11 protein-coding genes and 1 tRNA gene are annotated in these 15,089 nt (G+C 41.5%); 10 read left to right on the top strand and 2 right to left on the bottom strand.

Translation table 11 applies throughout. From position 1 onward, the window contains the following. The first annotated feature begins 7 nt into the window (after positions 1–7). The 10 genes from mraY (at position 8) to J4E06_RS16355 (ending at position 10,901) form a co-directional block, all read left to right on the top strand. Entirely contained in the window at positions 8–1,228 is a 1,221-nt protein-coding gene (mraY, locus tag J4E06_RS16400; RefSeq protein ID WP_349525078.1) for a phospho-N-acetylmuramoyl-pentapeptide-transferase, read from the top strand. Between the two features lie 2 nt (positions 1,229–1,230). Beyond that, positions 1,231–2,565 (top strand): UDP-N-acetylmuramoyl-L-alanine--D-glutamate ligase, encoded by a 1,335-nt coding sequence (gene murD / locus J4E06_RS16395; protein WP_349525077.1) that lies wholly within the window; start codon positions 1,231–1,233, stop codon positions 2,563–2,565. 3 nt (positions 2,566–2,568) lie between these two features. Then, positions 2,569–3,774 (top strand): FtsW/RodA/SpoVE family cell cycle protein, encoded by a 1,206-nt coding sequence (locus tag J4E06_RS16390; RefSeq protein ID WP_349525076.1) that lies wholly within the window; start codon positions 2,569–2,571, stop codon positions 3,772–3,774. Then, positions 3,761–4,849 (top strand): undecaprenyldiphospho-muramoylpentapeptide beta-N-acetylglucosaminyltransferase, encoded by a 1,089-nt coding sequence (gene murG, locus J4E06_RS16385; protein WP_349525075.1) that lies wholly within the window; start codon positions 3,761–3,763, stop codon positions 4,847–4,849. Before J4E06_RS16390 ends, murG begins: the two co-directional genes overlap by 14 nt. Then, positions 4,846–6,195: a UDP-N-acetylmuramate--L-alanine ligase gene (murC, locus tag J4E06_RS16380; protein WP_349525074.1), complete on the top strand. Its 1,350-nt coding sequence runs from the start codon at positions 4,846–4,848 to the stop codon at positions 6,193–6,195. Before murG ends, murC begins: the two co-directional genes overlap by 4 nt. Next, positions 6,185–6,904, top strand: coding sequence for a cell division protein FtsQ/DivIB (locus tag J4E06_RS16375; protein ID WP_349525073.1), 720 nt, complete (start codon positions 6,185–6,187; stop codon positions 6,902–6,904). The genes murC and J4E06_RS16375 overlap by 11 nt, the downstream gene beginning before the upstream one ends. Before the next feature lie 3 nt (positions 6,905–6,907). Then, a complete protein-coding gene (ftsA, locus tag J4E06_RS16370) occupies positions 6,908–8,236 on the top strand; it encodes a cell division protein FtsA (protein ID WP_349525072.1) in 1,329 nt (442 codons plus the stop codon). A 27-nt stretch (positions 8,237–8,263) separates the two neighbouring features. Beyond that, positions 8,264–10,264 (top strand): cell division protein FtsZ, encoded by a 2,001-nt coding sequence (gene ftsZ, locus J4E06_RS16365; protein WP_349525071.1) that lies wholly within the window; start codon positions 8,264–8,266, stop codon positions 10,262–10,264. Between the two features lie 99 nt (positions 10,265–10,363). Then, entirely contained in the window at positions 10,364–10,816 is a 453-nt protein-coding gene (locus tag J4E06_RS16360; RefSeq protein WP_349525070.1) for a GatB/YqeY domain-containing protein, read from the top strand. 11 nt (positions 10,817–10,827) lie between these two features. Continuing rightward, positions 10,828–10,901, top strand: a tRNA-Arg gene (locus J4E06_RS16355). Between the two features lie 327 nt (positions 10,902–11,228). Here J4E06_RS16355 and J4E06_RS16350 read toward each other — a convergent pair. Continuing rightward, positions 11,229–11,810, bottom strand: a complete 582-nt coding sequence (locus J4E06_RS16350; RefSeq protein ID WP_349525069.1) for a hypothetical protein — start codon at positions 11,808–11,810, stop codon at positions 11,229–11,231. Between the two features lie 858 nt (positions 11,811–12,668). Continuing rightward, a complete protein-coding gene (locus tag J4E06_RS16345; RefSeq protein ID WP_349525068.1) occupies positions 12,669–15,062 on the bottom strand; it encodes a hybrid sensor histidine kinase/response regulator in 2,394 nt (797 codons plus the stop codon). Positions 15,063–15,089: the final 27 nt, after the last annotated feature.

The raw sequence follows: 15,089 nt of genomic DNA, 5'->3' as shown, positions 1-15,089 counted from the left end.
GTAGTCCATGTTATACTACTTGTTCGAATTTTTAGAGAAACAATACCAACTGCCCGGCGCGGGACTATTTCAGTTCCTCACCTTTAGGGCGGCCATGTCCGTATTGTTGTCGCTACTGATCGCCATGGTATACGGAAAGCGAATCATTCTGTTCCTTAAGAAAAAGCAGATAGGGGAAAGTATCCGCGATTTAGGTTTAGAGGGGCAAAAACAGAAAGCCGGTACGCCAACTATGGGAGGCTTGATCATTATTGTGTCCACCTTGTTGCCCGTGATTCTTTTCGCCGACGTCAAAAATATTTATGTCATTCTTTTGATAGTGACTACCCTTTGGATGGGGGTTATCGGGTTTGTCGATGATTATATCAAAACCTTTAAAAAGGACAAGCAGGGATTAAAGGGAAGATTTAAAGTGATGGGCCAAGTAGGATTGGGTTTGATCGTTGGATTGACGCTTTACTTTCACCCGGCAGTCACCATAAAAGAGAAAGACTCCACTACCATTACCGAAAATTTTAAAGTGGAACAGGTGTATGGCGAAGAAAGCAAATCAGTTAGAACCAATGTGCCTTTCTTTAAAAACAACGAACTCGATTACGCCGATTTTATTTCTTGGCTGGGCGAAGGGGCTGAAGAATACGCATGGTTGATTTTTATCCCCGTGGTAATCTTGATTGTTACTGCCGTTTCCAATGGAGCAAATCTTACCGACGGTATCGACGGCCTCGCTGCGGGTTCATCGGCCATAATAGTATTGACCCTTGGGATTTTTGCCTGGATATCTGGAAACATACTGTTTTCGGGATATCTCGATATTTTCTATATACCTCGGGTAGGGGAATTAGTGGTGTTCATTGCCGCTTTCGCTGGAGCCTTGGTGGGCTTTTTATGGTACAATACCTATCCGGCCCAAGTGTTTATGGGAGATACGGGCAGTTTGACCATCGGGGGCGTCATTGCCGTAATCGCCATAATCGTTAGAAAAGAATTGTTGATTCCCATTTTGTGCGGAATCTTCTTTGCAGAGTCGTTATCGGTGATGTTACAAGTGGGTTACTTTAAGCATACGAAGAGAAAATACGGCGAAGGCAAACGCATCTTTTTGATGGCGCCCTTGCACCATCATTATCAGAAAAAATCATATCACGAAAGCAAAATAGTAACCCGTTTTTGGATTATAGGAATTATGCTGGCCATTATCAGCATTGTTACCCTTAAAATCAGATAGCAATGGGTCGCTTAGTGATACTTGGAGGAGGAGAAAGTGGTGTGGGAACCGCCATTTTGGGTAAGCAAAAAGGATTTGAAGTCTTTGTTTCGGACAAAGGCGAGATAAAAGAGAAGTATACAAAAGTTCTTGAACATTTTGAGATTGAATGGGAATCCGGTGAGCATACCGAAGCCAAGATTTTGAACGCCGATTTGGTAATGAAGAGTCCTGGAATACCTGACAATGTGCCCTTGGTAAAGACGCTTGTCGAAAAAGGTGTTCCGGTGATTTCAGAAATAGAGTTCGCATCAAAATATACAGATGCAACACTGATTGGAATCACCGGCAGCAACGGAAAGACCACCACTACCATGTTGACCTATCACCTTTTAAATAATGGTGGGTTGCACGTGGGAATGGCGGGTAATATTGGTGATAGCTATGCTAAAATGGTGGCAGAGCAAAACTTTGACCACTATGTGTTGGAGATTAGCAGTTTTCAGTTGGACGGTATTGTGGATTTTAAACCACACATCGCCATGATCACCAATATAACACCGGATCATTTGGATAGATATGAGTACAAGTTTGAAAACTATATCGCATCCAAATTTAGAATAGCCATGAATCAAGATAAAAACGATTACTTGATTTATGACTACGATGATGAAGTGATTCAAGATTGGTTAAAAGAACACCCAGTTCAATCCAAATTGGTTCCTTTTTCTGTCAAAAGAAAATTAGAAGAAGGGGCTTGGTTGGAAGACAAAACGATAAAAATAAAATTAGAACATAAAACCTTGGAAATGAGTAAAGATATTTTGGCCTTGGAAGGTCAGCACAACGTAAAAAACACGATGGCAGCCAGTATGGCAGCTATGCTGGTTAAGGTCAGAAAAGAGACCATTCGCAATAGCATACAATCTTTTCAGGGCGTGCCCCATAGATTGGAAAAGGTGTTAAAGATCAATCATGTGGAATATATCAACGATTCCAAAGCAACTAACGTAAACGCGACTTTTTATGCCTTGGACGGCATTAAAAAGCCCATTGTTTGGATTGTGGGAGGCGTAGATAAAGGAAACGATTATTCCGAGTTGATGCCCATGGTCCGTGAAAAGGTCAAAGCCATTATTTGCTTGGGCGTGGACAACTCCAAGCTAATCGATGCTTTTGGAAACGTAATCGACCTTATGGTCGAAACCTATTCCATGGAAGAGGCAGTAAAGGTAGCCTATAAAGTTGCCGAGCGTGGTGATGCCGTTTTATTGTCGCCGGCCTGTGCAAGTTTCGACCTTTTCAAAAATTATGAGGATAGAGGAGATCAATTTAAAAATGCAATAAAAAATCTGTAAAACGTGTTGCGAGTATTCAAAAATCTGAAAGGTGATAAAGCTATTTGGGGCGTAGTGGCCCTCTTGGCACTTTTCTCATTTTTACCGGTGTACAGCGCCAGTACCAATTTGGTGTACGTCAACGGTGATGGAACCTCCTTGGGCCATTTGGTAAAACACGCTGTGCTTTTGTTCTTGGGCTTCGGCATCATTTATGCCGTACACAGGATTCCTACACATTATTTTAAGGGGCTATCCATTATTGCGATGCCCATTGTTATCCTGCTTTTGATTTACACCTTGACCGTGGAAACACGAATAGGCGGGGTGACAGCAAACCGCTGGATAAAAATTCCGTTGGTGGGAGTCAATTTTCAGACCTCCACACTGGCGGCCGTGGTTTTAATGATTTGGATTGCCAGATACCTCACAAAGATCAAGGAAACAAAAATCACCTTCAAAGAGAGTATTTTGCCATTGTGGTTGCCAGTTGCATTGGTGGTACTATTGATTTTGCCCGAAAACTTTTCAACCGCCGCCATCATTTGTTTGATGGTGTTGGTGCTGTGTTTTTTAGGCGGGTACCCTTTGAAATATTTGTTTGCTATGGTGACAACGGGAATCGTGTTCGCTGGAATGTTCCTTTTTGTACTGTTCAAAGCGCCGGAAGTATTGCCGCAACGAGCGGGAACATGGAAATCAAGGATAGAAACTTTTATTCATCCAGAACAAGCCGATAAAGATGACTTGCACCAATTGACCTTGGCTCAAATAGCTGTAGCCGAAGGCGGTGTAGTTGGTAAAGGAGCAGGGAAGAGTGTGATGAAGAATATGTTGTCTCAAAGCACATCTGATTTCATTTTTGCCATAATCATTGAAGAATATGGATTGCTGGGAGGGGGAGCTTTGTTGTTTTTCTATCTGTTGCTTCTATTTCGGATTGTCGTGGTAGCGCACTCGTCAAAAACGGTTTTTTCAAAATTACTGGTAATAGGGGTTGGATTGCCCATTGTTTTCCAGGCCTTTATCAATATGGCGGTTGTGGTGCAGTTGTTTCCGGTTACGGGGCAACCGTTGCCCTTGATCAGTATGGGTGGAACCTCTATTTGGATGACCTGTATGGCTATCGGAATTGTGTTGAGTGCGAGCAACAAAAAGGAAAATTTAGAGGAGCAATCCGATGGAATAGATGAAACAAATCCTTTAGAAGTATTAAGTGGACAGATATAGGTTTATACTTTCTGGAGGAGGAACGGGAGGACACATTTATCCCGCAGTGGCCATAGCGAACGAGTTGAAGAGGAGATATCCTGATGCAGAATTTTTGTTTGTCGGGGCCAAGGATAAAATGGAAATGGAAAAAGTGCCACAAGCGGGATACGAAATAAAAGGTTTGTGGATTAGTGGAATACAACGGAAACTGACATTGAAAAATTTCATGTTTCCATTTAAACTGATAAGTAGTTTGTTAGAAGCGCGCAAAATAGTGAAACAGTTCAAACCCCATGTGGCCATTGGCACGGGTGGTTTTGCGAGCGGACCATTGTTGCGTATGGCCGAAAGTTCTGGTGTTCCCTGTGTGTTGCAAGAGCAGAATTCCTTTGCTGGAATCACAAACAAACTATTGGCGGGAAAAGCAGAAAAGATATGTGTGGCCTATGATGGCATGGAGCGCTTTTTTCCAAAGGAAAAGATCGTAAAAACAGGAAACCCCATCCGTACCGATTTGGTAGATGTGAAAGTAGGAGCGCAAGAGTCGACTACATTTTTTGGTTTAGATGGTGATAAGAAAACCGTACTGGTTTTAGGTGGAAGTCTCGGAGCTCGAAGAATCAATCAATTGATTGAAAAGGAACTTGGGTTTTTTGAAGAAAAAGGATTGCAGGTGCTTTGGCAATGTGGCAAACTGTATCACGAAGAATACAAAAAATACGAATCGGATACGGTAAAGGTTTTGGCTTTTGTCAACCGAATGGATTTGGCCTATGCAGCAGCTGATATCATCATTTCCAGAGCGGGAGCTGGTTCGGTTTCTGAACTCTGTTTGGTGGGTAAACCAGTGATTTTTATTCCATCGCCCAACGTTGCGGAGGACCATCAAACCCAAAATGCAAAAGCTTTGGTCGCTAAAGATGCAGCCATAATGTTGCGGGAGAGTGAGCTAGATGCTGCTTTTGAAAAAAAATTTACGGATGTAATGGATTCGGAAGAGGTTCGAGAAAAATTAGGAAAAAACATCAAAAAAATGGCCATGCCCAAGGCCACGGAACATATTGTGGATGAAATTGAAAAGTTGTTGAAGTGAATTTGAAAGATATACATAGCGTTTATTTTATTGGTATCGGAGGCATAGGTATGTCTGCCTTGGCGCGCTATTTCAAATTTGTGGGCAAGGAGGTTGGAGGATATGACCGAACACCGACCCCCATCACCGATGGCTTGATGGAGAAAGGTATATCGGTACATTTTGAGGATAATGTCGATTTGATTTCCGATACCTTCAAGCATCCAAATACCTTGGTGGTGTACACGCCGGCCGTACCTGCTTCGCATTCTGAATATCAATTTTACAAGAATAACGGATTCAGTCTAAAAAAACGTTCCGAAGTGCTGGGGATCATAACCAAAGATTCATTCTGTTTGGCAGTAGCGGGCACGCATGGAAAAACCACAACCACTTGCATCTTGGCTCACTTACTTAGCGAATGTGAGTTGCCTATGACTGCTTTCTTGGGTGGGGTTTCTGAAGATTTCAACAGCAATTTTGTGTTGGAAGGTACCGAATATTCCGTAGTCGAAGCGGATGAGTTCGATCGCTCGTTCTTGCGTTTAACCCCCACCGTTGCTTGTGTAACATCGATGGATGCCGATCACTTGGATATTTATGGTACCAAAGAGGCATTGGAACATTCATTCCATGAATTTATTGAACGAATCAAGCCTGATGGAAAGTTGTTTGTGCGCAAAGGACTTCCTTTGGAAGGCATCACTTTTGGTATTGAAGACGGAGCCGATTACTGCATACAAAATATTGAAATTGAACATGGAGCCTACATATTTGATCTGGTAACGCCTTTGGAGGTCATTAAGAACGTAAAGTTCAGTAAACCAGGAAGACACAATTTGCTCAATGGATTAGCTGCTTTTGCGATGGCGGTGCAAACGGGATGCCCACCACACCGCCTTGCCAAAGCTTTGGGGACTTTTAAGGGCGTTCAGCGGAGGTTCTCGTACCAGATAAGGGAAAAGGATTTTGTGTTTATCGATGATTACGCCCATCATCCCACAGAGATTGGTGCAGTGCATCAGGCGATTCGGGAAATGCATCCAGGAGAGAAAGTTACCGTAATCTTTCAGCCCCATCTTTTTTCACGAACACAAGATTTTGTGGATGATTTTGCCACAAGTCTTTCAGATTTTGATGAGATCATCCTGCTGGATATTTACCCAGCAAGGGAAGAACCGATTGAGGGAGTCACTTCTCAATGGCTATTGGATAAAATTGAGAACCCTAATAAAAGGCTGATATCAAAATCGGCTTTATTGGAAGAAGTAAAAAACTGCAAAGCAGGGGTATTGGTTGCTCTTGGTGCAGGTGATATTGGACTGGAAGTACCAAAAATCAAAAAAGAATTGAGTTATGCGCATTAATTGGGATTACATAAAGCTGACATTTTTGTTGGTCGCCGTGGTTGCGCTTTACGGTTTTGCCGAGCAAAGAAATCAAAAAAGATTGGTGAGTAATGTCACCGTAAAATTTGTTGGTGACAACAATTTGTATTTAACTGAGGATGCGGTTAATAAATTGTTAATACAAAATTACGGAGCCCTAGAGAATACGCCCAAAGAACAGTTAGTTTTGAATACTATAGAGGAGGTTGTGCTATCCAATGATATGGTCAAAAATGCCCAGGTGTATCTTACTGTAAACGGGGAACTTGTATCCAAGATTGTTCAGCGAAAGCCCATTGGAAGGATTGAGGGTGTCTCCAAATTTTATTTGGATGATCAGGGCGAACGTATGCCTTTGTCAAAATATCATTCGGCAAGGGTTCCCATTATCACAGGAAAAATTACGGGCAAAACCCTAGAGGATGCCTATGTGATTTTGGACTATATCAATAAGGATGATTTTCTGAGGAAAAATGTCATAGGGATACATATTGAAGAAGAAGAGAAGTATCAGCTCAGGTTCCGTATGGAGAATTTTGTAGTGAATTTGGGCGGAGTGGATAACCTGAACAAGAAGTTCAGCAATTTTATGGCCTTTTATGCAAAGGCAGCCAAGGACAATTCCTTGGAGGATTATGCAACAGTTAGTTTGGAATTCAACAATCAAGTGGTTTGCACCAAAATTTAAAGTATGGAACAAGGTAATTATTCAGTTGGGTTGGATATTGGAACTACCAAGATCGTAGCGATCATCGGTAGGGAAAATGAGTATGGAAAAATTGAGGTTTTGGGCACCGGACGATCTAAAAGTTTGGGGGTGCACCGTGGAGTGGTCAACAATATCACCCAGACCATTTCGTCCATTCAACAAGCGGTGGAGCAAGCCGAGTTGAATTCGGGTCTAAAAATAGGTTCCGTGGTGGTGGGTATTGCGGGTCAGCATATCCGAAGCTTGCACCACAGCGATTACATTACCCGACCCAATTCAGAAGAGGTAATAGACAATGAGGATTTGGACAAATTGTGCAACCAAGTGTATAAATTGGTGATGCTTCCCGGTGAAGAAATCATCCATGTGTTGCCACAAGAGTACAAAGTGGATGGTCAATCCGAGATCAAAGAACCCGTTGGAATGTACGGAGGTCGATTGGAAGCCAACTTTCATGTGGTTGTCGGTCAGGTATCGTCCATAAAAAATATTGGTAGATGTATCAAAAGTGCCGGATTGGACCTGGGGAATATCACCTTGGAACCGCTGGCATCTGCAGATGCAGTGTTGAGTCAAGAAGAAAAAGAAGCCGGTGTGGCTTTGATCGATATAGGTGGCGGAACCACGGACCTTGCTATTTTCAAAGACGGAATCATCCGTCACACCTCTGTTATCCCATTTGGAGGTAACGTGATTACAGAAGATATCAAAGAAGGCTGCTCCATTATCGAGAAGCAAGCTGAACTATTGAAGATAAAATTTGGTTCTGCTTGGCCGGGAGAGAACAAGGACAACGAAATCGTGTCCATTCCTGGTTTAAGAGGCCGTGAGCCCAAAGAAATCACATTAAAAAACCTTTCCAAGATCATTCACGCACGTGTTGTGGAGATTGTGGAGCAGGTGTATGTGGAGATCAAGAACTATGGCCACGAGGAACAAAAGAAAAAATTGATCGCAGGAATTGTACTTACTGGTGGAGGAAGCCAATTGAATCATTTAAAGCAATTGGTGGAATACATTACCGGGATGGATACAAGAATCGGTTACCCCAACGAGCATCTTGCAGGCGACTCTGACGAAGAAGTTGCCAGCCCATTGTACGCAACGGCCGTTGGATTATTGATGAATTCCCTGGAGGCCAAAAAGAAAAACCATATCGTGGATGAAGAAGAGATACACGAAGAAGAGGTTTTGGTGGGCCAAGAAAACGATATGGGAGCTAAGGCAAATGTGGCTTCACATACGGAGAGAAAATCCATTTTTGACAAATGGTCAGAAAAGTTGAAGGACTTTTTGGACAACGCAGAATAATAACCCCATAAGAGAAACACAACTGTCATGAGTAAGAACACTGAATTTGACAACATCGCTTTTGATTTGCCCAAGAACAAGAGCAACGTAATTAAAGTTATCGGCGTAGGCGGTGGCGGTAGTAACGCCATCAATCACATGTTTCAAGCCGGAATCAACGGAGTGGATTTTGTAATCTGCAATACCGATGCGCAGGCTTTACAAAACAGTTCCGTACCCAACAAAATCCAATTAGGGGTTTCCCTTACCGAAGGATTGGGTGCTGGAGCCAACCCCGATGTTGGTGAACAGGCAGCTTTGGAGAGCATGGAAGACCTTAAGGCCATGTTGGACAACAATACAAAAATGGCATTCATTACGGCAGGAATGGGTGGTGGAACCGGTACAGGTGCAGCTCCTGTCTTGGCCAAACTCGCTAAGGAAATGGATGTTCTTACGGTAGGTATTGTTACCATGCCGTTCCAGTTCGAAGGCGCCATGCGTAACAAACAGGCTCAGATTGGGATTGAGAAACTTCGTGCCAATGTGGATTCCTTGATTGTAATCAATAACAATAAGCTTAGAGAAGTATACGGTAATCTTGGGTTTAAGGCCGGTTTCTCAAAAGCGGATGAGGTTTTGGCCACTGCGGCAAGGGGTATCGCAGAGGTAATTACCCACCATTACACACAAAACATTGACCTTAGGGATGCCAAGACGGTGCTTTCCAATAGTGGCACGGCCATTATGGGCTCCGCAGCAGCATCTGGTTCTGCAAGGGCTACCGAGGCTATCATGAAAGCTTTGGACTCCCCATTGTTGAACGATAACAAAATCAACGGGGCCAAAAATGTATTGTTGCTCATTGTTTCCGGTTCTCAAGAAATAACCATTGATGAAATCGGTGAGATCAATGATCATATTCAAATCGAAGCAGGTCATGGAGCCAACATTATTATGGGTGTAGGTGAAGATGAAAGCTTGGGTGAAGCCATAGCGGTAACAGTAATTGCCACTGGTTTCAATGTGGATCAGCAAGACAATATTGTGAATACCGAATCCAAAAAGGTGTTTTATACCTTGGAAGATGAACAAACAGCAGAACAAGATTTAACTCCCGAAACTACATCGGTACAAGAAGTGAAGGTTGAAAAAACACCGACTCCTGAACCCGAGCCGGAGCCAACACCAGAACCAACTGTGGTGAAACACACCTTGGAGATGGAAGAGGAACAAGAGGAGGTGGCCCCAAAAATTGAGGCAAAAGACCCAGATTTGATTCCTACCACCAATTATATCAGAAACTTTAATGTGTTTTACGAGGAAGTGGTAGCCGAGAATGTAGATGATGATTTTGTAATTATTGAGGCTAAGAATGTAATCAATAATATAGATGTGGTTGATGCCGAAGAAGTGTCGGCAAAGAACAATGAGGACCAGTTTACACTAAGTTTTGATATGCCATTGAACAGTCAGCCTGAAGAAGAAGATGAAAAAGAGCACACGGTGACCTTTAACTTAGACGATGATGGTTTGGGGGATGTGGAAGTGAACGATTATGTGGAGGTAAAACCTGTTTTGGAGTACAAAAAGGAGGGGGAGACCCGATACGACCTCCAGGAATACATGGAGCTGGAGGAAAAATTGACCGGAGCAAAGTCCAAAGCGGAAACCCATGAACCAAAAATGGTGGAAAATGAACTTGTTTTTGAGAAGAAGACCGTAAAGGTTGAAGAAAAAAGTGAAGGTTCAGGGCAAAACGAAGAAACTACGAATAGTCTTGATCCAATGAACAGCTCCATCAGCGATATTTTAAAGAATCGTGCCGATGAGCGCAGGAGAAAGCTGAAAAACTTCAACTATAAGTTCCAGAACAACCGCAATAGCATAGACGATATTGAAAAAGAGCCCGCGTATAAACGCCAAGGGGTGGATTTAAACGATGTTCCAAAGGAACAGAAAGTATCCAGGACCTCGTTGGGAGAGGATAGCAACGACGATTTACAATTGCGTTCCAATAACTCTTTTTTGCATGATAATGTTGATTAGTAGTGTTTAAATTAACATCCATTTTAGTGGATAGCACAAGCCCGGAGGTAGCGTAACTTTCGGGTTTATTTTTTATCTTCGCGAACTAAATTGGAATATATGGGGTTGCAAGAAAAGGTAATGACAGAGATGAAGGCCGCAATGAAGGCAAAGGATACCGTTGCCTTGGAGTCCTTGCGAGCAGTTAAGTCTTCTATCTTGTTGGCAAAGACCGATAAGGGCGGTGGCAATGAATTGTCTGAGGAAGAAGAGGTTAGATTGGTTCAAAAATTGGTGAAGCAACGTAAGGATAGTGCTGCGATTTACCAAGAACAAGGTCGTGAAGACTTGGCCGAACCGGAATTGGCGCAAGTAGCTGTAATCGAAAAGTTTTTGCCCGAACAGCTTACGCAAGAAGAAATTGAAAAAGTGGTCGCTATGACCATTGATTCTGTAGGAGCTTCGGGAATGCAAGATATGGGCAAGGTAATGGGAATTGTTTCCAAAGAATTGGCCGGACAAGCCGATGGAAAAACCATTTCCGCCATAGTAAAGGCTAAATTGAGTTCGTAAGTAAAATAAATGGCCCAGTAGTTCAACTGGATAGAATATCAGATTTCGGCTCTGAGGGTTGGGGGTTCGAATCCTCCCTGGGTCACGGATAAGCCAAAAAGCTTCGCGTCAAATCAAGTTTAATTGAATTTGAAAGTGAAGCTTTTTGGTTTTCAGAATACAAGGTTTCGGGAAATTCAATTCCCAGGCAATAAAAAAGAGGGTGTCTAAAAGTCTTCATAACTTGATTTGTCAGGTTGAGCCTGTCGAAACCGATATTGATTATCAGTAGTTGAAAATATTTCGACAAGCTCAATATGACATCGCCTTACTTTTTTGACACCCTTTTTTTTACTCATCTCATAGGGTTACCCCCAATAACTTTATCGACTTGTATAAGTGACCAATTTATTGGGTTGTCCACATCTTAAAATTAGTGATCTAGCCCCAGTAAGGCGGCAGCCTCTCCAAAACTTTGAGGCATTTTGTCCGCTATTCCACTGGTCTCGGCCACGTTGGCGGGTATCAATATATATCGTAGCATAAAAGTTTCATCGTTTTGAATATTCAGTACATTTAATCCTGGGTCTGCCATTCGCACGACTATACCGTTTTCGGTAGGAGTATCCTTAATGTAGAAATCAAAAAATGCGGTTTCAAGTGAGAATGGTAACATGTGAATGTAATTATAAGTATCCACCTTGTATTTTAGATAAACCAAAACAACGGACCCGGACTCAACAAAGTCACCGATATTGACTTCTGGGGTTTCAATAAACATTTCTCCAAGGTCAGGTACAGGTTCATCCCACTGAATAAGTTGCCAATCTGAGGCAACAACATTGGCATTTCCGTCCTGGCCATCTATGCCATTTGTACCATTTACCCCGTCTTTTCCGGGAGGGCCTTGTGGTCCCATCTCCCCGTCCTCACCAGAGCAAGAAACCAGTGTAATACTCAGACCCATGAAAAGATAAAGGGCCATTTTTGCAAAATTCAGATTTGTAGTTTTCATAAAAAAAATATTTAAAATTAATATTGGGTTATACTGCTGGTTAGGATGGTTAAAAAAACTGTAATGGATTTATCCTCTCCCGATTTGTTTTACACTTATTATTTATTGTGGTTCAATTCTAAGCGTTTTCGACTCCAAAATTAGAAAGCGATTTTGAGTAATTTTTGCCCAATTGACGGATGCCCGTTTTGGGTCGACGGATGAGGTGTTTCAAAGGATGGGATAGATTTAAAGTAAGATAAAACCTACGAATTTTTATTAAAATGATCGATCAGAACCTTTTTGACCCGTCACAGTTCAATGTAAAAGAGGTTTTAAATAATATGTAAGGTCTTAAAGGTTTGGAGACCTCTATAAACTATTCATTGTTTGGAATGTTCTCAATATACCAAGGTCAGTTTTTATGGATTGCTTATAAATTTGTTGGGAGCATTGCCCTTTGGCATCGTTTTGTTGATGTATATGTCCCTTGATAGTTTTTTGGATGTTTTCCGAGGATTATCATTGCAACCCAAAACAAACTTTTTTCCCTTATTTTATTGAGTCGACTTTTGTGTTGGGCCTGTTGTTGAGTGCTTTGAACCCTTTACAGTTGCCATTTTGGTTCACTTGGAACAAGATGTTGGACAACAAGGGAATTTTGAAGGCCTCCAACGGACATAATAGCTTTAAATGAATATCTTTTATCTGTAATAATTGCCTTTTGTATGTCATCCCGAATGTATTTCGGAATCTCATTGCACTAATAATCAGAAGCCTAATGAGAACCTGAAACCTAGGCAGGCAAGTTTAGGTTGACGAAGGTATTGTTTATGATAAAATCCGGATAATCGAATATTCTGTTGTGTCCGGTCGAAATCAAGCAACTTTACTGATTTTTTTGGTAGATGCGTTCTTGTTTATTTTAGCAAAGAGAAGGGGGCCATTTACTGGTTTGGTTACAAGGTCGTTTGCACCTAACTCAAAAATTTTCTTTCTTGTTTGGCTGGTATTGTCAGCAGTAAGCACAATTATGGGAATCTGGGGGTCACAGTCAGCTTCCCCTTTCCTAATAATTGATGTTGTTTCAAATCCATCCATCTCAGGCATTTGCAAATCCATCAAAATAAAATCAAAATGCTTTTCCTTCATTATTTCCAGCGCTTCTTTCCCGTGGTTGGCTATCGTAAGCTTTGCATTGCTCCAATTCTTTTTGAACAGCAGTTTCACCACGGTCTGATTCATTTTATTGTCCTCTACATAAAGGATATTACCAGTTTCCATCGTAATATCGGATGGGGCTGTTTTTGATTTTTCGCTTGCCAATGCTTGGTCTTCGTCAATCTCAAAACCTAGATTTAATTCACAAATAGTGCCTTGATTTGCATTGTTTTTAAGGTTGACGGTTCCTTTTTGTAAGTCCACGTAAGTTTTTACGATGTACAGGCCTAGTCCCAAACCACTGAATTCCCGTTTATCCCTAAAAGATTTCTTGGTAAAGGATTCATATATGGTACTCATCTTTTCTTTGGAGATGCCAATACCTGTATCTTTTATTGTAAAATTTAAGGTGGCACGGTCATTATCTTTTTTACAATCGATATCAATGGCCACGCTCCCTTGATTGGTGAACTTAATGGCGTTGTCCAAGATATGACTTAGTATCTGGACGAGTTTCCCCTTGTCTCCGACAATTCGGGTTGGTAAAGCACTTGAGATTGACGTATTGAAGTCTAAACCTTTGGCCTTGGCCTTTTTTTCTTGTAGTTCGATCACCTTGGATAAGGTTGATTTTAAATTGAAGGGAACCTCTTTTAAATCTTGGTCGCCTTTTTCAATTTCAGTAAAATCCAGTATATCCTCGATGTATCCCAACAAGTTTTTTGAGGAGCTCAAAAGCATTTTACACTTCTCTTCCAGATTTTCTTTTTCTTTATTTTCTTGCAGTGAAGTGGCGACACCCATAATCAAGTTGAGCGGTGTCCGAAGTTCGTGGCTAATATTGGACAGGAAGGATGATTTTATTTCGTTCATATCTTCCGCTCGTTGAAGTGCCAGCATTTGATTTTGTTCATTTTCCATCCTAAGGTCACGGATCCTGTTGATCATGGAAATGGATAGAAAGACAATCTCCAATCCAATACCGAATTTTGCCCCATTGTCGGTAAAAAATGAATTTGGGATGGTGTTGAAGTTGTTGAGAATAAATACGATAAATCCTAAGACCAAAAAGGAGATACCAACGATAAAATAAGGATCTACCTTGACTTTTTTTAGCTTCATTACTACAATAGATGCTATCATATGTAATAGCACCAAAATTCCAATGGCGTTGGCAAGCGGATAGCAGTATTCGAAAGATGGGCTTAGGGCCAGCGCAGCTACCCCGACCATTATGGCAAAACCAAAAAACTTATTTGTTTTATGCAATAGGGGGCTGTTTTTCTTTAAGTCGAGAAAGGTGTCGCCATACTTTCCAAAAAAGAAAAGAGATACAAAGGCAGTGAGCAATACTGCTCTATTGGACAGCCAACCACCTTGTGGGGTGAAATATTGGTGGAAAAACCCGTCCAAGGAAAATTGCATCAAGGCAATAAAGAGCACATAAAGTGCATAGTAAACAAATGCTTTATCTTTTAAGGCAAAGAAGAAAAATAGATATATGAGACAGGCCAAGATCAAAATACCATAAAAGAAACCGTAAAATACCTGCTCTTTATAGGTTAGGACAAAAAAATTGGTCTCTGGGTATAATCGCATCGGTAACATCACTACCTCTCCATCGCTTTTTAGGTGGATGTATCCCTGTATTTTTTGATTAGGTTCAAGCCCAATGTCAAAAATTGATTTTCTGTGCTGTATGGTTTTTGTTGCAAACGGCATTTTATCGCCACTGTATTGTTGCTTCACCTTGCCGTTGTTATCCACAAGATATAAATTGACAATATCCGTAATGGGCCGTGCGGTTTCCAGATAGTACTGTTTAAATTTAGATGACTGGTTTTCCAAGCTAAATGTCATCCAGTAGTGGTCGTTGGAAAAACCAAGGTTTTCTTCTAAGCCTGATAGCGGAACAAACTCCAGATTAGGATTGTTTCTAATTTCATCAAAACTGTATTCCTTTTGACCTGCCAATAAAACAGCTGTTTCCGAGCGAAGCGAAATAGCTTCGCCATTAAAGTCAGTTTGATCAAATTGTGCGTTGGAAACAAGGGGATACAGTAATAAAACATATACCCATATAAGTAGCCCTTGTGGGATTATCTGGCGCATAAAGTAGGTTTTATGGAAACCGCCCTT

This window comes from Allomuricauda sp. NFXS6 (assembly GCF_040148835.1).
Lineage (GTDB): Bacteria > Bacteroidota > Bacteroidia > Flavobacteriales > Flavobacteriaceae > Flagellimonas.
This window is presented reverse-complemented; position numbering and strand designations above follow the sequence as displayed.